Here is an 18,693-nt window from a genome sequence, read left to right as displayed (position 1 = left end):
GAAGGACGCGCCGGCCGGTACGGCCCCGTGCGCTGCTCCGGCTCACGGCAGGCGCTCCAACACGGTCGCGTTCGCCATTCCGCCCGCCTCGCACATCGTCTGCAGGCCGTACCGTGCGTCCCGGTCCTCGAGCGTCTGCACGAGAGTTGAAGCGATGCGCAGTCCGGACGCGCCAAGGGGGTGCCCGAGCGCGATCGCGCCTCCGTTCACGTTCAGCTTCTCGCCGGGCACGCCGAACTCCCGTTGCCAGGCAAGCGGTACGGCCGCGAACGCCTCGTTGACCTCGAAGAAGCCGATGTCCTCCGGCGAGAGTCCGGCCCGCTCCAGGACCTTCTCGGTCGCCGGGACGACGCCCATCAGCATCAGCACCGGATCGTCCCCTGTGACCGCCGTGGTGTGCACCCGGGCCCTGCCGCGCAGTCCCAGCGCTGCCGCCTTCTCCCCGCTCATCACCAGGGCAGCGGACGCCCCGTCGGTGAGAGGTGACGAATTGCCCGCCGTCACGGACCAGTCGATCTCCGGGAAGCGATCGCACATCGCCTCGTCCGTGAACGACGGGCCGAGCTGCGCGAGCCCTTCCAGCGTGGTGCCGGCGCGCAGAGTCTCATCCGTCGTGAGTGCACAGCCCTCGACCGTCACAAGATCGGGCGCGAACAGCCCGGATGCACTCGCCTCCGCTGCACGGGCATGTGATGTGCAGGCATACGCGTCTAGCTCAGCCCTGGTCAACTTCCATCGTGCCGCCACGAGTTCGGCAGAGATGCCCTGCGGCACCAGGTGCGGCGGGAACCGTTCGGCGACACGGGGGCCATGGGGGTCGGCGTCGCCCACGTTCGACCACAGCGGCGCCCGGCTCATCGACTCCACGCCGCACGCGACGACCACATCCGCGGCTCCCGCGATGACCGTGTGAGCCGCGAAGTGCAGTGCCTGCTGGCTCGAACCGCACTGACGGTCGACCGTGGTCGCCGGCACGCTCACGGGGAATCCCGCCGCCAGAACGGCACTTCGTGTGATGTTGGAGGCCTGGACACCTGCCTGCGTGACGCATCCGCCCACGACGTCCTCGATGACGGCCGGCTCGATCCCGCTGCGCTCGACCAGCTCGCGCAGCGCGGCGGCCAGCAGATCCGCCGGATGCAGATGGGACAGGGCTCCTCCGAGCTTGCCCTTGCCGCTGACCGTGCGCACCAGATCGACGATCACCGCGTCACGCATCACCGGACACCTCCAAGGCTGAGGTTCCTGTCATGACAGCTCCACTCCCTTCTTGCGCAACGACTCGTCCACGGCGGGGTGTGCGTCGAAGAAGTCCGCCGTTATCGGCGCGACCTGCCGCCGCCATCGGGCCGTTTCTCGTTCAGCGGCGGTGGAGTACGTCGCCCCTTCGGCGACGCTCGCCCTGATGACCTTCTGGTCGTCCCGCTGCATCCGCCGCCAGACGCCGGTCATTCGGCCACCGGACGCGACGAGCGCCGCGCGTTGCCGTTCTGTGAGCCCTGCCAGCCACCGTCCGTTGGCGACGACTGCGTAGGTGATGAACATCAGCCCGGGTATCTGGAGCGCGTGCGGGGCGTGCCGGCGGACCTCGGTCGACCAGCCGCCGGGCGAGGTGAAGACGCCGTCGACCTTGCCCGCGCGTATCGCCTCCTGGAGGCGGGGGATGGGGATGGCCACAGGTTCGGCCCCGAGCTTGCGCATGATCTGCTCGTAGATGCCGTCCCCGGCCACCCGTATCTTCTTGCCCTTCAGATCCTCGAACTGCCGCACGTCCTTCTCGGGGAACGCGAAGAGCTGGTCGGCCCCGCGCATGAGGCCGAGCAGAACGAGGCCGTGGGGACGCACCTGTTCGCCCAGCACTGCGGCCACGGCATTCCTCTTGCCGGCCTCACCCATGACCGTGTCGTCCAGTCCGAAGGGCAGGTTCATGAACCCCGACTGCGGCTCCATGGCCTCCAGATGCGCCATGTTCACCGCTGCCAGATCGGCGCGTCCGGCTTTGACGGCGTCGAGCGATTCCCGGCCGGCGAGGACGGTCCGCTGCGGGTTGATCCGTACGGTGACGGCACCCTCCGAGCGTGTCCTCACCGACTTGGCGAAGTCCTCGAAGTACGGAATCCGCGGGTGATCCGGCGGGATGTCGTGCACGAGCGTGGCGCGGCGCTTCTCATCGGCCGGTTTCTCACCGCCCGTGCTGCAGGAGACCGTGCCGAACAGCAGCCCGGCGAGGGAGTATCCGAAGCTTCTACGGTCGAGCATGAGGGTCCTCCGTCCGTACGCGCAGAGCCGACCGCAGCAGCTTGCCTACGGAGTTGCGGGGCAGCGCGTCCATGTAGTCGAACAGGCGTGGAGCGGCGTGAGCGCCGACCCGCCGGGTAACGGCAGTTCGCAGTTCTGCTTCCAACTCCCCTGCGGGGGCTGCCGGGTCGGTGCGTACGACCACGGCGCGGACCACCGTGCCGCCCTGGCGCCCCGTGCCGGCGACGGCCGCGGCCTCGGCGACGCCGGGGTGCTCGCTCAGGACGCGTTCCACCTCGACTGGGCTCACGTTGTAGCCGGAGGTGATGATCATGTCGTCCTCGCGGCCCAGGAACTGCCAGCGGCCCCCGGGCAGCACCCGGGCACGGTCATCGGTGACGAACAGCTCGCCGTGCCACTTCGCCTCCCAGGCGTCCGGCCGGTTCTCGTAGCCGCTGCTGAGCCGGTACTTGGGGCGCTCGACGGCGATCAGCCCGCTCTCGCCGTCGGCTACGGGTTCGCCGTCGTGACTGACGAGACGAACGGTGAAGCCGGGTACCGGTCCACCGAGTGTGCCGGGCTGCGGCGAGGCGCCCGCGGCCAAGTCGGCCAGCACCATGCCGATCTCACTCAGTCCGTAGCCGTCCCGGATCGGTGGTGCACCCGAGGCGCTCCAGACAGCGGCCGTATCGGCGTCGAGCGGCTCACCCGCGGCAGCGGCGGATGTGAGGTCGCCCGGAGCTCCCTGACGGCGCAGCGCCGGCAGGAGCTTGCGGTAGGCGCTGGGTGCGGCGGCGATACTGCTGACGCCTTCCTCCGACAGCACCCTTATCCAGGCCGCCGGATCGAAGTCCCCGCTGTACATCACGCGCGGCACGCCCATCGCCATCGGGGCCGCACCCGTGGTGTACAGGCCGTATGCCCAGCCCGGGTCCGCGGCTGTGAACAGCAGATCGCGCGATGAGACGCCGAGCGAGTACCGCGCGAAGGGCAGCACGGCGAGCAGCGCCGAATGGGGCATGACACACGACTTGGGGTCGCCGGAGGTGCCGCTGGTGAACAGCAGCGTCGCCGGGTCCTGGGCCGCGGTCGCCGCCACGGGGCCGTCCGCGGCGCTGCGGTCCCACTCCGCCCAGAAGCTCTCATCGCCCCGGACCAGACCCGAGCCGCGAGGACCGGTGACCGTGAAGACCCTCAACTCCTCGTCCAGGGCGGACAGGGCGGCCTCCAGCGTGTCCCTCCACTGGTGACCAGCGACCACCAGTTGCGCGTTCGAGGAACGCAGCCGGTACACCAGCGCGTCCGTACCGAAGCCGCAGAACAACGGGACGTAGACCAGACCGCTTCGCCAGGCGGCCAGCGCCACGATCCAGCTTTCGACCTGACGGGAGAGCAGGCCCGCGACACGGTCACCGCGGCGCAGGCCCGCCCGTGCGAACATCCGGCCGGCCTTGGCGGCCGCACGGTCCAGCTCGCGGTAGGTCCACCGCTCGGACGTGCCGTCCGCGTGCCGGATGATCAACGCCAGCCGGCCACGCTCAGTGGCATACCGGCTACACGCTTCCTGCGCGGAGTTGAACCCCTCGGCGGGATCGCGGGACAGCGCCGCCTCGATCTGCGTCCATGTCTCTCCGGTGTTCACGGCAGACCCCGGATCGAATCCGTCCGGGTCCTCACGGTCCTCATGAAATCCTCCGCTGTTCTTCAGTGTGGTGCGACGGGACCGCGAGCAGAGCGAGGAATGTGACCACGCAGGCACCCGCGATGTATGCGGATATCACCCAGGATTCACCCGCACCGGCGAAGAGGGCTGCCGCGACGAACGGCGCGGGACCACTCGTTACCATCCCGCCGATCTGATAGGCCGTCGAAGCGCCGGTGTAGCGGTATTCGGCCTGGAAGAGCCCGGCGAGGAATCCCGCGATCGCGCTGTAGGTCACTGCGTGCCCGACGGTCACCACGAGGATCATCGCCACGAGGATCAGGGGTGTGGACCCGGAATCGAAGAGCCAGAAGAACGGGAAGGCGATCGCAGCCATGTACACCGATCCCGCCAGCAGTGAATTCCGCTTCCCGAACCTGTCGGAGAGCATGGCCGCGTACGGAATCGTGAAGATGTCCAGCACGCACGCGAGAATGAGGCACGAGAGGACGACCCCCCGGGAGACGCCGAGCTCCTGCGGCCCGTAGGAGAGCACGAACACCGTGACAACGTAGAAGGGCACGTTGGCGGCGGCCTGAGTGAACATGCCTACCAGCAAGGGCTTCTTGGCGTGGCGCAGCAGGTCCCCGAGCGGGAACGAGGAAACGGACCGCGCTTCCTGCACCTGCACGAAGTCCGGTGATTCGATCACCTGAAGGCGTATGTAGAGCCCCAGCGCGACCAGGACGACCGACGCCAGGAACGGCAGACGCCACCCCCAGTCGGCGACGGACTCCGCCGGGAGCAGTTCCACGGCGAAGAACGCACTCGACGACAGCACCAGACCGGCGGGCACGCCCGCCTGCGGCCAGCTTCCGTAGAAGGCTTTCCGTTCCGGCGGCGCATGCTCGACGGCCAGGAGCACCGCCCCGCCCCATTCCCCGCCGACCGCGAATCCCTGGATGAAGCGGACGACGACAAGAAGTGCGGGTGCGGCGATACCGATCTGGTCGTAGGTGGGCAGCAGCCCGATGGCGACCGTGCCCACACCCATCAGCAGCAGCGAGAAGACGAGCATCTTCTTGCGTCCGGCGCGGTCGCCGAAGTGACCGAAGACGAGGCCGCCGAGCGGCCGCGCGGCGAAGGCAACACCGAAGGTCGCGAATGATGCGAGAGTTCCGGCGGCCGGGCTGAGGGTCGGGAAGAACTGCTCGTTGAAGACCAGCGTCGCCGCCGCCCCGAACAAGAAGAAGTCGTACCACTCGATCGCGGTTCCTATGAAGCTCGCGAACGCGACCTTCGCCGGGTTGCTCTGTGTTCTGGTCAGCTCCTGTGCGGTCACGAGCGGCTCCCTGCGTTCCGTGGACGGGCTGAGCTGTGCGATGACATAGCTAACACGCATCAGAAGTCAGCGCAATACCTCTTGGAACGATCGGTACAAGGATCCTGCTTGGATTGCCACCATCCTTGGGTCTTGATCGAGACCGGCGATCCTGACCACCGCCCAACCCCTTGACCTGCAGATATACAGGTCGACCACTACAGAATCGCCGATGCGAGAGGTAGCCAAGTGCATCGAAATTTCGATTAACGAAGCCCACTGGCGCATTGAATGTATCGATCGGTACACTCACTTCATGAGCACACCAGCAGCCCTCCAGGACGCCCCCTCCGCCCGTTCGGGCACCCGCACCGTGCTCGTGACAGGCGGATCGCGAGGAATCGGGGCGGGCGTCACCAAGGAACTCGTGGCCCGCGGGCGCAACGTCGCAGTCGGCTTCCGCAGCGGCCGCGAGGAAGCCGAGAGGCTCCGCGCCCGCACCCCCGAGCAGGTCATGCCGGTGCAGTACGACCTCGGTGACGAACGGACGGCCGCTTCCGCCGTCGCCACCGTGCTGGAGCGCTGGGGACGCCTGGACGCGCTGATCCTCAACGCCGGGCAGTGGCGGGGCGGCCGTCTGTCCGAGATGGATGCACAGGAGTGGTGGCGCATCATCGAGCTCAACCTCGGCGGAGTCGCATCGCTGACACGTACCGCGCTTCCCGCGCTGCTGCGTTCCGACGACCCCAGCATCGTGGTCGTCTCCTCAGTCGTCGGAGTCATCGGTCACGCGGGAGATACCGCGTATGCCAGCGCGAAGGCCGCCATGATCGGCTTCGCCCGGTCACTGGCGAAGGAAACAGGCCGGGACGGGGTCCGGGTCAACGTGCTGGCGCCCGGCTTCGTCGACACGGACATGACCGCTCAGGTGCCGGCCTCCGCCCGGGCGGGCATCGCCCGCTCCACGCTGTTGCGGCGTTTGGGAGCGGTCGAGGAGATCGCTCGCGCCGCGGCGTTCCTGAGCGAAGACGCGACCTACTGCACGGGCACGGTGCTCTCAGCGGACGGCGGCTGGTCGATCTGACCGCTGCTGGAAGTCAGCTCATCTCCTACGAAAGGTCAATCGTGTACGACGGACTGAGCGATACGGAATACGAGCGGCTGGCGGAGAACGTCCGCACCGCGATCTGGGAGGAGCTCGCGCCCCTGGAGTCCCGAATCGAGGACGAGGAGCAGATCCCTTACGACATCGTGCTGCCGGTGTTGCGCGAGTGCGGAGCCTTCGGCCTGCTCGTTCCGCGTGAATACGGCGGCAGCGGCCTTTCGATCCGGCAATACCTGCCCATCATCGCCGAGTTCGCCAAGATTCAGGGCGGCATCCGTGTCGTCGTCCACGTGCACAACTCCTTCGCGCACGCCCTGTCCGAGGTCGGCGACGACACCCAGCGGAGGGCGATCCTTCCCGGGGCCGCCACCGGCGCCAAGTCGGTGGCATTCGCGTTGACGGAACCCGAGCACGGCACAGGGGCCGACCTCGGCACGACCGCGCGTTCCAGCGGCTCCGGATTCGTTCTGACCGGTCAGAAATGGCTTATCACCAACTCCGACCTGGCCAGTCACTTCTTCGTGTTCGCCAAGACCGGGCCCGAAGAGGTCTCGGCCTTCCTCGTGGAACGGGACGCTCCCGGGCTGAGTATCGAGCCGCTGCCCGAGACCATGGGCTGCAAGGGCGGTGAGCACGGCCTGGTCACTCTCGACGAGGTGACCGTCGACTCCTCCGCACTCGTCGGCAAGCCGGGAGAAGGCCAGCAGCACCTCGAGCGTGCGCTGGAGATCAGCCGCGTCTTCATCGCTGCCAGCTCGCTGGGCACATCGGAACGGGCTCTCGAACTGTCACTGGCACACGCACAGTCGAGGGTGACCTTCGGCAAGGCCATCGGGCAGCGGCAGGCCATCCAGCGCTACCTCGCCGAAATGGCCACGGACGTGTACGCCCTGCGCGGCATGCTCGCCGACTCGGCGGCCAAGTGGGATGCGGGGACACGGATTCCGGCCGAGTCCTCGATGGTCAAACAGTTCGGCCTGGAGGCCGTCGGCCGGGTGACCGACCGCGCCTTGCTGGTGCACGGCGGCATCGGCTACACACGAAAGCACCCGGTCGAACGCCTCTATCGCGATGCCCGCCTGAACTGGCTCGAGGAGGGCACGCCCACGATTCAGTACATGGTGGCCGCGCGGGAGTTGCTCTCCGGGTTCCGGTTCAGCGACGGCTTCGGGGCGATAGGCTGGCCCGGCCGTGACGAGCGAGTTCAGGGGTATGCCGGCAGATGAGCACGACCTACGGGGACAACCGGGAGCGCGTCATCGGCATCGCCGCCGAACTCTTCGCCCGAAACAGCTATCACGGCACCGGTGTTGCCGAAATCTGCACGGCAGTCGGCCTGGGGCGCGGTGCGCTGTATCACTACATCGGGAACAAAGAGGCCCTGCTTTACGAGATCAGCAAGACCCAGGTCGACCGCATGAACGACCAGGCCGAGGAGCTACTGCGGGCCGGTTATCCCGCGGAGCAGCTGCTTCGGGAGATGGCCCGGCAGCTCCTCCGGAACATCGCGAGTCATCGTTCCGAATGGGCGGTGTTCTTCCGCGAGTACACAGCGCTCACGGGCGAGAAACGGGACAAGGTCGTCGCCGCTCGTGAGCGCTACGAAGGATATTGGCGCCAGGTACTCGACCGCGGTGTCGACGAGAAGGTACTCAGGCCCACCCCTCGACTGCTCGTCAAGGGAATCCTGGGCATGCTCAATTACACGTATCTGTGGTTCGAACCCGGAGGCCCGGTCAGTCCTGACGAGCTGGCGGACGAATTCCTCGACGCGCTGCTGGACGGTGTGCGCTTGAAGGGTTGAGTGCGTGCGGTCTGCACCGTACGCCTTCCGAAGTCATGGAATCAGCGCTGTTCCGCCTCCGTCTCCACGGGCCGTGGAAGAACCAGCGAGCTGTACGACGAGCGGTGGCCTCCACCCGATACGGGAGGGAGGCCACCGCTCAAAGCGCCTCGGCCATCGGCAGCCGAGTCCGAGCCTTACTCTCTAGATGTCGAAGTACAGCTGCGAACGGGCCCTGGCCTGCACAGAAGCAGGACGCTCCTTGGGTCGGTGCACAACGGGTGCACAGCAAGGGCATCCGACTTCCCTTACCGCACGTCATCCCGTCGTGCGCCGGTCCACGAACGTGCGCAACTTGCCGCTGGCCGGAGTCCGTTCGAACGCGGCCCCGTCCGTGATCTCGATCGAGCACGTGAGGAGGTCCTCCTCTTCGACGGCGGAGCGCAGGTCCGGAACCTCCGCCAGGAAGGCGGCGCGAGCTGTTTCGGCCGGCGGGGCGTAGCGCTGGTCGAGCCGTACAGTGAGCCGCTCCCGCGCTGCCTCCGAGGTGAGGACGATCTGGAGTTCTCCGCGGTAGCCGAGGCGCGTCTCGGCTGCTTCGACGAAGCGCCGGTAGTGGTAGGAGTTCGTGCCGATGCGTGCCACATCACCGTGGCGGCCGAGGAGTTCGATCCGTGGGGCACGGCTGCCGCAGGGGCACACACCGCCCAGCGCTCGGCCGATGTCGCCGATCTGGTAGCGCTCGAGCCGCTGCCCGGACCGGGCCCGGCTGGTGAAGATCAGTCGCCCCGGTTCACCGGTTCGTACCGGCCGGTCCTCCTCGAGGTCGAGGATCTCCAGGGTGTGCAGATCGGTCAGCACGTGATGGACGGAACCGTCGGCGTGCTCGCACTGGTATGCCAGCGGCCCGAGATCGGTGCTGCCGTACGCGGCCGACCGGATCACCTCGACGCCGAAGTCGTCGGTGAGGACGCGGCGTTGCTCGGCGGTGAAGTGCTCGCCCCCGTAGTACACCTTCCGTACTCCGCCGTAGGCGCGCAGGGTCTCGCCTTGGGTGTGGAAGAGCTGCCAGAGGTAGGAGGGCATGCCGAAGAGGGTGTCGGCCCGGTAGGCCACCAGGGCCTCCGCGACCGCGGCGACGTCGTTGCCCGCGGACAGCGGGATCTGAGTGGCGTTCAGCCGCTCCAGTATGGAGAAGAAGCTGATGAAGCTGCCGTACAGGCCGCCGCTGTAGAAGAGGTTGGCGGCGCGGTCGCGGGCCGGATCGAACCCGGAGTCGAGCAGGCCGTTCGCAGCTGCGCGCATCTGGGTGTCGTAGTCGGCGTTGGTGAAGACCGAGAGGGCGGGCGCGCCTGTGCTGCCGCCGCTGCGGAAGTACAGGTGGGCGTGTTCGGGGGCCAGGCTCCGCAACTGCTCCTGGACGCCTGCCTTGTCGAGCAGTGGCCCGGTGGGCGGGGCCGGCTGTACGGGCGGAGCCACGAGGTCGTCCAGGCAGGAGGTGGCGGTGAAACGCCGGTCGGCCTGTACGGCGACCCGTCTGCTGTATCGCTGCAACGCGTAGACGCCGTCGTGGGGTTCGCCGTCGTAGGCGTCGAGCATGGCGCCTACCGGGGTCACTCGCGTGACACCTGCGGAGACGACGGAGCGGGTGAGCTCTGCCACGTCTGCGCGGGTGCCGCCGATCGCCGCGGTCTGGAGGTAGCGCCGCATGGGTCGCAGGGTGGCGGCTATGTCATGGCGTGGCAGCGGCTTGACCCAGACGCTGCGGTGGAGCGGCGAGGCGGTCATCGCGGGACGGGTGTCGGCGAGGACGCGCCAGGAGCCGTTCTCGGCGGCGACGACCCGGGTCAGGCCGAGGTGTTGTTCGAGCCGTGCGACGAGTTCGGTGTTGGTGATCTCGGCGTGCTCGGCGAGGCCGAGTGGGGTGAGCGGCAACTTCTCGGAGACTTGGGCCAGTTGGGCCGCGAAGCTGTCCGCGAAGGCGAAGACCTCCTCCCGGGCGACCTCCTCCCGGGCGTCGGTGTCGAGGTAGACGACCTGAGGGCTGGAACAGGCCTGCTGGTCGAGGCGGCAGACGTCGGTGGCGAGCGCGGACTGGACGGAGGGGTCGCTCCAGGCGTCGCGGGTCAGGTACGCGAAGGAGATCTTGTGGCCCCACTCGACCAGTCGGCAGCCGGGCGGCGTGAGCGCGGCGATCCCGGTCACGGCGTCCTCGCCGCCCCAGACGGCGACCGCGTCGGCCGCGGCGCACAGGGGCTCCAGCCATGCGCGGCGGCTGGAGGGGAAGCTCAGGGCGATGACCCGGCGGGCGAGGATGCCGGTCTCGTCGGCGGCGGCGAGCTCGGCGAGCAGACGGGGAGCGAGCGGTGTGTCGGAGCTGCTCGTCTTCAGCACGTTGAGGTTGCCGGTCAGCAATCCCTCGACGACGCTCAGCGGAGCCACGCCCGCAGCGTTGCCCGGTGCGATGTGCACGACGAGGCCGACCGGCGCCCACGCCTCGTAGACGGTCTCCCGCGCGTCGGGCCGGGTGAACCGCTCCGGGTGCAGTCCGCCGAGTTCACGGCGGAGCTTGCGCGCCAGCGCCGGTCGGCTGAGGGCCTCGGCCAACTCGGCGAGCAGGGAAGCCGCATCCTCCGGTTCCGTGCCGCCCTCGGTGAGACAGTCCGTCAGCCGGGCGTGAACCGGGTCGCCGGGGGTGCGCAGTGCCTCGGAGAGCCGGTCGCAGGCGCTCAGCACGACGTCGGTGGGCAGCTGCTCCGCCACCGTGCGCTCGGTCAGGGCAGGCAGGTCGGCGAGGAGCTCGGTGGCCTTCGCGTCGTCGATGAACGCGCCCTGCCACAGGTGGAGTCCGCTGGTCGCTCCGGGGGTCGGTGCGCTGGTCATGACATTCCCTTCAGAAGTTCGGCGGCGGCCACCGCGCAGCTGCGATTGCGGCTCACTCCGGCCCGGCCGTGGACGGTGAACCAGGGGGTCGGCTGGGCACAGCCGCATTCCTCGCCGGGGTGCAGCGACGCCAGGTCGCCCATGAGCACGCTCTGCGCCGGGACCGAGGTGATGTACGGGGAGACGAGGTGGAGGTAGCCGCGCTCACCGTGGGGAAGCGGCTCGAGGGTGGCGGTGTCGCGTACGGCGGCACGGGACCACACCGGAACGTGCAGCCGGTGTCGTTCGCACTCCACGTAGGGCACGCAGTGCTCGACGGAACCGAAGGTGTCGCGGATCCGCTCGGAGGGGATGCCCAGCTGCTCGGTGACCTCCGCATAGAAGGCGTCCTTGCCGATCTGACGGTCGGCGTGGCCCTTCCAGCCGCCGCCGAGGACGACGAGCGAGCCGGGCGGCAGCTGCACCGGAGGGATCCCCAGCGAACGCATCCGCTCGAGGGTGAAGTGGAGGAAGGCCGGGAAACCGAGGATCCGCACCGGCAGTCCCTCGTCGGCGTACCGCTGGAGCGCCTCGATGCAGCCGCGCACGTCGAACTCGTGTCCCGTGCCGGTGTGGCGCAGGGCGTGAGTGGTGTCCCGGGCGGGTGCGAAGTCGCACAGGTAGTTGTCGGTGAAGGATGTGCCGAGCTTCAGTTGCGGTGCGGGCTCGTAGCTGTAGAGCAGGTAGTTGACGGGTTGGTCCGGGGTGATCCACCCGTAGTGGTCGAAGACGCGGGCCACCATGCGCTGGGCAGAGCGGATGGTCCACTCGTCGAAGAACATCTGCGACTTCTGGCCGGTCGTGCCGGAGGAAGTGAGGTGGAGAAAGACCTCGTCCCGGGAGATGGACAGCAGCTCGTGACGCTTGAAGAAGTTGGCGTGCACCAGCGGGGCGCGGACGTCCGGGCCCACGCTGGGGGCCGGCGTCCCGGGCTCGTCACTCAGCAACGACCGGAAGAACTCTGAGCGTTCGGCGTGCCACGAGTTGTTCTCGGCCATCGCGGCGGCGAAGAGTGCGTCGGTCTCCGGGCCCTGCTCGTAGGGTGCCGCGAGGTCGCACAGTTGCTGGACGTGCTGCAGCGACGCAGGATCGGGGACCTCGGCGGGAAGCAGATGGCGATTCATGAGACAACCTCGTGAAGTGGAAGGTACGTCGCGGTCCAGGCCCTCAGATACGCGCTCAGATACGGCTGCACCAGCGAACTGACGGCGGTGGTGCGGAAGTCGATCTGGCGGTTGGTCCGGGAGAGCACGACGTAGTCGTGGAAGCGGTCACCGACGCGGCGCATGGCCGGATAGAGCGCGCTGGGAACGAATCCCGCGGCCAGGAAGGCGCTGAGCCCCGCGGTGTCGGAGAGTGGAAGCAACGTCTCGACGTAGTCCACGCCGGTACGGGTGACCGCAGTCATCAGCGGTTCCAGGGCGTGCGCCATGGCTGCCGGGTAGGGGTGCACCGCGATGAGTGAGCAGCTTCCGGTGACCGGGTCCAGATCCGCGTACGCCTCGAACTCACCGTTCTCCGGGGTGAGGATCGCGTTCGGGGAGTGCAGCGGGAAGAAGCGTCCAGCCGGGTCGGGGAACCGTTCGATGAAGCGGCGACCCACGAAGTGGCGGGCGGTGACGGTCTCCATGGCCGTGGTGGAGGGGACCGCCGGTCCGGAGAGCAGGCCGGTACCCGGCGCCTCGATGGGGCGGACGCTCGCGTAGCCGATGCCCGAGGTCTCCTCCGCGGCGGTGAGGAGCGGAGCCAGTGGGGCGGGCACGCACGGCACGTGCTCGCGGTGGTTCAGTACGTCGTCGGCGTAGCGGACGAAGAGGGCGAGGCTCTCGCAGCCCGCAACTTCGACGGCGTTGGGCATCAGCCCCAGCGGGCTGAAACCGTTGCGCACCACGATGTGCTGAGGGCCCTCCGTCACCACACGGACGGTGGTGTAGATCGAGTCGAGGGAACCGGTGGCCAGGGCGCCGGTGCAGACCGCGCCGGTCAGCCGGCCGGCCAGACCGCCCTCGCGGTGGACGGGGTGGACGGCGAGTCCGACGAGTTTGCCGATCCGGCTCCCGGGGTCGGTCTGCACGACCACGGAGCCGGCCAGTTCCCCGGCGCCGGCCTTGCGTGCGACCAGCCAGTGGGTGTGCGGATCGGTGATGAGCCGTCGCATTTCGGCGGGGTCGCTGCCGAGCGGCACCGGATATCCGTGGCCGTACACCTCGAAGTACAACTGCCGCAGTTCCGCGACGTCCTGGAGGACGGCCGGGGTGATCGTGACGGTCATCGTGCTCCTCCTTCAGCGGTGGCGGTGGCAGCCACGGTCGCGGTGTCCGTCGCGGTCGTGTGCGAGGCAGCGACTGCCGTCGCCCCGGAGGCGGGTGAATCCGTCCGCTCGTCGGCGGCGTTCCCACGGGCGCCCGTCCACCACAGGACGAGGGCCACAGGCACCAGGCCCATTGCCTGGACCAGACAGAGGGTCTGCGGCGAGATCTGGTCGCCCAGGACGCCGAACAGCAGGGAGGCGAGCGGGAAGGTGGCTCCGAGCAGCGACTGCATGACCGCGAAGAACCCCGGCTTGTCGGCGGGTGGTACGAGCCGCTGGAAGAGGGCCACGAACCGTACGCCGACGGCCCCCACGCACCATCCCGCGACGACCATGGCCGCCGCGTAGGCGGTCCGGTCCGCGAGCATGCCCGGAAGGGCGAACGAGGCCGCCATGAGTCCCAGGCAGACGGTGCCGACCGTGGTCGGGCGCCCCGGCAGCCGGCCGCCGGTGAACGACCCGGCGAGGGTGCCGATGCCGAGCGATGCTTCCAGCAGCGCCACCGTCGAACCGTCGGCACGCAGCACGGAGGCGGTGTAGAGCGGCATGACGACGAAGACGGCCGTGGTGAAGACGTTCGCCGCGGCGAAGCAGAGCAACACACGCCGGATGAACGGCAGTCCGGCGAGGATCTGCCGCAGCGTACGACGCGGAGCGGCGGACCGTTTCGCCGTTCCTCCGACTCCCGTCCCGCGGGATGCCGTTCCGGGGAAGCGTGTGACGCCGATCAGCCCCGCGGCCAGCAGGTACGCGCCGGCGCATCCGGCGACGATGCCCGGCAGCCCCCAGGCGTCGACCACGAGCGGGCCGAGGAGACCGCCGGCCAGCCCCGCGAGGGATTGCGTGGCCAGCTCGAAGCCGGTCGCCGCCTCGATGTCGGCGTCGTCGACGAGTTCGGGCACGGACGTGGTCAGACAGGGGTCGAACAGGGCCTGGCAGCCCGCCAGGAGCAGGGCCGCACCGTAGGCGACGCCCGTCGGCAGCGGGGTCGTGAACGCCCACGCCGCGGTGCACGCGGCGACCAGTCCGGCCCCGGCGGCGGCTGCGGCCATGACGGACCGGTACGGGTTGCGGGCGATGACGGCGGCGACCACGGGGGCCAGGGCGACCGCGGGAAGCGTGCACACGGCGAGGAACGCGCCGGAGGCGAGGCCCGGTTCGGACCCGGCGGCGTACTGGACGAGCCACCAGACGATGCCGACCTGGAACATCCGGGCCGAGGCCTGAGTGAGGACCTGGGCGATCCACACGGCGCAGAAGGCGGGGTTGCGCAGGACGATGGGTGCTCGCCCACGCTGCCCCTTCACTGCGCTCATGCGTGCGGACGTTCGTCGATGACGCGAATCAGCTTCCCGGAGCGGGCGTTGACCGCGAGTTCGGCGTGCCGCACCCACTCCACGGCCATCGGGTGGACGTGCCCGGCGTCGACCGCCGTCGCGTACATCGGGCGGGCCGCCAGGAACGCCTTCTCCACGGCTGCGGTGAGTTCGGGCAGTTCCTCCTCCCGGAGGTCGGAACCGAGGCGCAGCGTCAGCCCGTCGCGGTCCTCCCAGCGGCGCACCACCAGTTGCAGACCGGTGATGCGGCCCGCGGGGTCGACCGATCGCACCAGGTCCTGCACGTCCTGGGTGTGCAGGGCCACCGCGCCGACGCGGACTCCCTCTTCGGCACGCCCGAGGATGCGGAAGTGCCCGGCTGTTGTGCAGGTCCACTCGGCGCGGTCGCCGACGGGGTAGCGCAGCACAGGCATCAGGCGCCGGCGCAGGTCCGTGACGACGACACGGCCGGGGACGCCGGTACGGGTGACGGGTTCTCCGCTGACCTCGTCGAGGATCTCCACCACGGTGTGCGGAGTGAAGGCACGGTGCAGCCGCGGGTCGCCGCCCGGCACTGCAGCGCCCACGAGTCCGGCGTCCACCGCGGCGTAGCCGACGGAGGCCACACGGGCGTTGGGGAAGGCCGTAGCCAACAGGCGCTGCTGGTCGTTGAAGATGCTCTCGCCGCCGAAGAACAGGGTGGTCACGCAGGGCAGTTGTCGACCCTCGGCCCGCAGGTACTCGGCGAGGGAGCAGAGAGTCGTCGGGGCTCCGGCGATCACCTCGACGTCGAACTGCTCGAGCGTCCCGACGGTCGAGGCCAGGGGCGCAGCGCCGCCGATCGGAAGGCGGACGTTGGCCACCGGGGCGCGGTGCAGTGAGTCCAGAATGAAGCTGAAGCTGGCGTAGAGATCACCCGTGTAGAAAAGGTCGGCGACCCGCTGACCGGGCCGCAGCCCGGCGTCGACAAGCCCGGCGCCGAAAGCCGTGGTGAATTCGTTCCATTCCTCCCGGGTGTAGAAGGAGAACTTCGGCGCACCGGTGGTCCCACCGCTCTTGAAGACCACCGCCTCGTCGAGCGGGCCGGTCAGCAGTGTGTTTCCGCGAGGGGTGTTGGCCTGCCAGAACTCGGTCTGAGGTATGACGGGGAGTTCGGTCAACTCCGCCACGGAGTCGGGCAGACCGGAGTAGAGCGCTGCGTAAAAGGATGAATTGCGGCGGACGAAGCGTACGAGTTCCGCGAGTGATTGAACGGGCATAGTCACCTGCTTTGTGGCATGCGAAGGAGGACGGCGTCCCGGAAGAGCGGACACCGTTGAGGTTTGGTGCGGTTCAGCTGCTGGTCAGGCAGTACAGCGTTCTACGGCCGGTCCCGGAAGTTTCACGGACGGCCGGAATCTTTCTGGAAGACCCTGCGCAGAAGACTCGCTTCTGTTTCGGTCAACTCTGGCTTGCTTCTTACTGCTTGAGGCTTGCGCCGACGCTCGACACTAACACCAGTCCGACGCACTGATTACACCCAGCTCCACGCAGCGACGGTGAGTTACATCTCATGGCGGAGGAATTGTCCGGACAGCGGCGGGCATCGCACGGCACCGCATCACCAGCGTCGCCGAAGCGGTCCCCTCGTGAAGTCGCGGCGTCGCCTCAGCGTGGCTCGGTCCAGAGCGAGGGGCCCGGCTGGCAGGTGACCCAGGCGAGGCGCTGTTCGGTCAGGCGATCCCACCGCCTGGAGGCCGTCACCGGATTGATCCCCAGGACCTCCCCCACCAACGTCCAGGAAGCACGCGGACTGATCTGCAGCGCATGGATGATCGCGAGGTCGGTTTCGTCGAGCGTGCTCGAATCCTGCATCGACGTGGGATTCATGGCGGCTTTTTCAATCTGCCTAGGACCGGCGGGGCTACGACTGCAGTGTAGGGCTGACACGTTCCCATCCGAACGTGCTCCGTCTTTCTAGCAGGCCGGTAATGCCGGGAACAGCCGTGAATCAGATGGAACACTCATGGCTCGCGCGGATACGGCCGACCGTGGCCGGAGCACTTCGAGTCGGGCCGGAACGACTTCCGGTGTGGCTGCCCGAAAACGTCCTGGAATCCTACGCCAGCCGGCTGGAGTCCTCGGGGCTGACCGACCCGCAGCATTCCAGGCTGCGGGCATGGGTGGGTGAAGAACGGGCGGACGAAACGAACCAGGTAGTTCTCGAATTCTGCGGGGCAGTGCCGTAATACGGAGGCACTCTGCGAGAAGCAGCCGAACAGAGTTCCCGAGCACATCGATTGGGGTCTTACCGGCCATGAACGAATACGACAACGGATCGCATCGCGTCTGGCTCGTCACCGGCGCCTCCAGCGGCTTCGGCCGTGCGCTCGGCGAAGCTGTACTCGAACGCGGAGACAGCCTGGTGGCGACCACCCGGGACCCGGAGACGGTGCAATCCCTGGTCGCCCTAGCCCCGGACCGAGTCCTCGCTGCCGCCTTGGACGTGACCGACACCGCGGCCTGCGAACAGACGGCCGAACAGGCGCTCTCCCGGTTCGGCCGCATCGATGTCGTGGTCAACAACGCAGGCTATGGGCACGTAGGCGCGATCGAGGAACTCACGGATGACGAGATGCGCCGGCAGTTCGACGTCAACTTCTTCGGCGTCGTCAACGTGACCCGGGCCGTACTGCCGATCCTGCGCAGGCAGCGCAACGGTCACCTCATTCAAATGTCATCGCTGAACGGGATCGAAGGTCTGCCGGGTGGCGGGTACTACGCCGCCAGCAAGTTCGCGGTGGAAGGAATTTCGGAGTCCCTTGCCGACGAGGTCGCGCATCTCGGTATCAAGGTCACGATCATCGAGCCGGGTCCGCACCGTACGCGATTCGCCAGTCAAGGCTCCATCAAGTGGGCCGAGCCGATGAGCGACTACGCGGAGAGCGTGGGACAAACGCGTCAAGCCCTCGAAGCCCTCGACGGCAATCAGCCGGGTGACCCCATGCGCGCAGCCCGGGCCATCATCGACGTCGTCAGCGCAAAGGCACCGCCACGGCGCCTGCCTCTCGGGCAGATGGCCATCGATCACATCCGCACGCGGCTCAGGACCCATCGCGAGGAACTCGAAGCCTGGGTGGCCCTCAGCTCCTCCAGTGACTTCCCCGACTGACCGACGAGGGACGGGGCTTATGCAGGTTTGCAGATGGAAGGTCGTCGCTTCGAATCCGCCAGTCGGTTCACAAGCAAGAGGCCAGTTCCGATCTTGGAAGCGACCTATTCGATCTTGGTTGCCGACGCTCGCCTTCATCCAGGGATTTCAGCTCCCTTGGCAGAGGCCACGAGTGTGGGCCGTACCTGACGCCGTCAGCTACTCGGTCCCCGGTGCACATCGGGTACACAGCGCGGGCATCTCACTTCGACCCTGCGTCGCCAGCATCCGGCCGGCCTCTCGATGTGCTGTGCACCAACCCCGGCCCATCCAGATGCGGCGCTGATCCCACTCGCCGGAATTGATCTGGGTTGATCAACTCAGCAGTGAGGTAGGTGCGTTGGCGAGGGCTTCGCCTCCCTGCTGGACGACGGTTCCCGTGACCAGGGCCGGCAGCGCCTGGGCGACCCCGTGCAGCGTGCCCGCCTGAGCGTCGGGAGTGGGGAGCGAGGTATCGACGGTGGCACCGTTCGCACCTCCGCTGCTGCTTTGGTGGCGGTTCGCGCTGCCCGTCGGTCAGACGGTCTCAGGGGCTCCAAGCATCGCGGAAGCCTCTTGGAGGGGGGTGAGGCCTCGCGTGGGCGCGGCGGCCTGGGAAAGGCCGCGGCAGGTGAAGCCGAGCCGGGTCATGGCCCGGATGACTTCACCGGCGCTGAAATCGCGGCGGTCCTGGCGTGTGATGACCTGGCCGACCTGCTTGACGGGGTAGGTGCGGCGCCCGATGGTCACGGATTCGCCGACGACCTGCTCGGGCCTGACGCCTTTCATCGATTCGAGGACGCCGGTCTTGGTGAGGTCGAAGGGGAAGCGGGCGATGATGCAGCGCATGGGTGCCTCACAAGGAGAAGAGCGAAGGGGATGGTTC

General features: G+C 68.2%; 15 protein-coding genes. 4 read left to right on the top strand and 11 right to left on the bottom strand.

Going from position 1 to position 18,693, the window contains the following annotated elements; genetic code table 11:
* Positions 1-42: 42 nt before the first annotated feature.
* From ACSMXX_RS24540 to ACSMXX_RS24525, 4 genes are read right to left on the bottom strand one after another with little or no spacing between them, the layout of a single operon-like run.
* Positions 43-1,218 carry a thiolase family protein gene (locus ACSMXX_RS24540; protein ID WP_473180861.1) on the bottom strand — a complete coding sequence of 392 codons (1,176 nt, stop codon included), beginning with the start codon at positions 1,216-1,218 and terminating at the stop codon, positions 43-45.
* Positions 1,219-1,248: 30 nt separating this feature from the next.
* The gene (locus ACSMXX_RS24535) at positions 1,249-2,259 is read right to left on the bottom strand and encodes a TRAP transporter substrate-binding protein (RefSeq protein ID WP_473180860.1); all 1,011 of its coding nucleotides are present in this window, start codon (positions 2,257-2,259) and stop codon (positions 1,249-1,251) included.
* Positions 2,246-3,880 (bottom strand): AMP-binding protein, encoded by a 1,635-nt coding sequence (locus ACSMXX_RS24530; RefSeq protein WP_473180859.1) that lies wholly within the window; start codon positions 3,878-3,880, stop codon positions 2,246-2,248. Before ACSMXX_RS24530 ends, ACSMXX_RS24535 begins: the two co-directional genes overlap by 14 nt.
* Before the next feature lie 40 nt (positions 3,881-3,920).
* The gene (locus tag ACSMXX_RS24525; RefSeq protein ID WP_473180858.1) at positions 3,921-5,282 is read right to left on the bottom strand and encodes an MFS transporter; all 1,362 of its coding nucleotides are present in this window, start codon (positions 5,280-5,282) and stop codon (positions 3,921-3,923) included.
* A gap of 235 nt (positions 5,283-5,517) precedes the next feature.
* Here ACSMXX_RS24525 and ACSMXX_RS24520 point away from each other — a divergent pair, with 235 nt between their 5' ends.
* Genes ACSMXX_RS24520 through ACSMXX_RS24510 form a run of 3 tightly spaced genes read left to right on the top strand, consistent with a single transcriptional unit; the run spans position 5,518 to position 8,110 of the window.
* Positions 5,518-6,285 (top strand): SDR family NAD(P)-dependent oxidoreductase, encoded by a 768-nt coding sequence (locus ACSMXX_RS24520; protein ID WP_473180857.1) that lies wholly within the window; start codon positions 5,518-5,520, stop codon positions 6,283-6,285.
* A 41-nt stretch (positions 6,286-6,326) separates the two neighbouring features.
* Complete coding sequence (locus ACSMXX_RS24515) at positions 6,327-7,532, top strand: acyl-CoA dehydrogenase family protein (RefSeq protein ID WP_473180856.1); 1,206 nt, start codon at positions 6,327-6,329, stop codon at positions 7,530-7,532.
* Complete coding sequence (locus tag ACSMXX_RS24510) at positions 7,529-8,110, top strand: TetR/AcrR family transcriptional regulator (protein WP_473180855.1); 582 nt, start codon at positions 7,529-7,531, stop codon at positions 8,108-8,110. The genes ACSMXX_RS24515 and ACSMXX_RS24510 overlap by 4 nt, the downstream gene beginning before the upstream one ends.
* Positions 8,111-8,407: 297 nt before the next feature.
* Here ACSMXX_RS24510 and ACSMXX_RS24505 read toward each other — a convergent pair whose 3' ends face one another.
* The 6 genes from ACSMXX_RS24505 to ACSMXX_RS24480 all read right to left on the bottom strand — a co-directional run bounded on the left by ACSMXX_RS24505 (position 8,408) and on the right by ACSMXX_RS24480 (position 16,507).
* Positions 8,408-10,972, bottom strand: coding sequence for an acyl-CoA reductase (locus tag ACSMXX_RS24505; protein WP_473180854.1), 2,565 nt, complete (start codon positions 10,970-10,972; stop codon positions 8,408-8,410).
* Positions 10,969-12,135 carry a LuxE/PaaK family acyltransferase gene (locus tag ACSMXX_RS24500; RefSeq protein WP_473180853.1) on the bottom strand — a complete coding sequence of 389 codons (1,167 nt, stop codon included), beginning with the start codon at positions 12,133-12,135 and terminating at the stop codon, positions 10,969-10,971. Before ACSMXX_RS24500 ends, ACSMXX_RS24505 begins: the two co-directional genes overlap by 4 nt.
* Entirely contained in the window at positions 12,132-13,283 is a 1,152-nt protein-coding gene (locus ACSMXX_RS24495) for a GNAT family N-acetyltransferase (protein WP_473180852.1), read from the bottom strand. Before ACSMXX_RS24495 ends, ACSMXX_RS24500 begins: the two co-directional genes overlap by 4 nt.
* Complete coding sequence (locus tag ACSMXX_RS24490) at positions 13,280-14,638, bottom strand: MFS transporter (protein WP_473180851.1); 1,359 nt, start codon at positions 14,636-14,638, stop codon at positions 13,280-13,282. The genes ACSMXX_RS24495 and ACSMXX_RS24490 overlap by 4 nt, the downstream gene beginning before the upstream one ends.
* The gene (locus ACSMXX_RS24485) at positions 14,635-15,897 is read right to left on the bottom strand and encodes a phenylacetate--CoA ligase family protein (protein WP_473180850.1); all 1,263 of its coding nucleotides are present in this window, start codon (positions 15,895-15,897) and stop codon (positions 14,635-14,637) included. Before ACSMXX_RS24485 ends, ACSMXX_RS24490 begins: the two co-directional genes overlap by 4 nt.
* 388 nt (positions 15,898-16,285) lie before the next feature.
* Complete coding sequence (locus ACSMXX_RS24480) at positions 16,286-16,507, bottom strand: AsnC family protein (protein WP_473180849.1); 222 nt, start codon at positions 16,505-16,507, stop codon at positions 16,286-16,288.
* A 427-nt stretch (positions 16,508-16,934) separates the two neighbouring features.
* Between ACSMXX_RS24480 and ACSMXX_RS24475 the strand changes: the two genes are divergently transcribed.
* A complete protein-coding gene (locus ACSMXX_RS24475; protein WP_473180848.1) occupies positions 16,935-17,789 on the top strand; it encodes an oxidoreductase in 855 nt (284 codons plus the stop codon).
* 555 nt (positions 17,790-18,344) lie between these two features.
* Here ACSMXX_RS24475 and ACSMXX_RS24470 read toward each other — a convergent pair.
* Positions 18,345-18,656 (bottom strand): SCO5918 family protein, encoded by a 312-nt coding sequence (locus tag ACSMXX_RS24470; RefSeq protein ID WP_473180847.1) that lies wholly within the window; start codon positions 18,654-18,656, stop codon positions 18,345-18,347.
* Between the last annotated feature and the right edge of the window lie 37 nt (positions 18,657-18,693).

It is taken from the genome of Streptomyces sp. DSM 116795, assembly GCF_055792905.1.
This window is presented reverse-complemented; position numbering and strand designations above follow the sequence as displayed.

Excerpts from the sequence above, each read along its gene's own strand:
- ACSMXX_RS24540 (WP_473180861.1), bottom strand. The coding sequence starts at position 1,218 with ATGCGTGACGCGGTGATCGTCGATCTGGTGCGCACGGTCAGCGGCAAG.
- ACSMXX_RS24535 (WP_473180860.1), bottom strand. The coding sequence starts at position 2,259 with ATGCTCGACCGTAGAAGCTTCGGATACTCCCTCGCCGGGCTGCTGTTC.
- ACSMXX_RS24525 (WP_473180858.1), bottom strand. The coding sequence starts at position 5,282 with ATGCGTGTTAGCTATGTCATCGCACAGCTCAGCCCGTCCACGGAACGC.
- ACSMXX_RS24520 (WP_473180857.1), top strand. The coding sequence starts at position 5,518 with ATGAGCACACCAGCAGCCCTCCAGGACGCCCCCTCCGCCCGTTCGGGC.
- ACSMXX_RS24510 (WP_473180855.1), top strand. The coding sequence starts at position 7,529 with ATGAGCACGACCTACGGGGACAACCGGGAGCGCGTCATCGGCATCGCC.
- ACSMXX_RS24505 (WP_473180854.1), bottom strand. The coding sequence starts at position 10,972 with ATGACCAGCGCACCGACCCCCGGAGCGACCAGCGGACTCCACCTGTGG.
- ACSMXX_RS24500 (WP_473180853.1), bottom strand. The coding sequence starts at position 12,135 with ATGAATCGCCATCTGCTTCCCGCCGAGGTCCCCGATCCTGCGTCGCTG.
- ACSMXX_RS24495 (WP_473180852.1), bottom strand. The coding sequence starts at position 13,283 with ATGACCGTCACGATCACCCCGGCCGTCCTCCAGGACGTCGCGGAACTG.
- ACSMXX_RS24490 (WP_473180851.1), bottom strand. The coding sequence starts at position 14,638 with ATGAGCGCAGTGAAGGGGCAGCGTGGGCGAGCACCCATCGTCCTGCGC.
- ACSMXX_RS24485 (WP_473180850.1), bottom strand. The coding sequence starts at position 15,897 with ATGCCCGTTCAATCACTCGCGGAACTCGTACGCTTCGTCCGCCGCAAT.
- ACSMXX_RS24480 (WP_473180849.1), bottom strand. The coding sequence starts at position 16,507 with ATGAATCCCACGTCGATGCAGGATTCGAGCACGCTCGACGAAACCGAC.
- ACSMXX_RS24475 (WP_473180848.1), top strand. The coding sequence starts at position 16,935 with ATGAACGAATACGACAACGGATCGCATCGCGTCTGGCTCGTCACCGGC.
- ACSMXX_RS24470 (WP_473180847.1), bottom strand. The coding sequence starts at position 18,656 with ATGCGCTGCATCATCGCCCGCTTCCCCTTCGACCTCACCAAGACCGGC.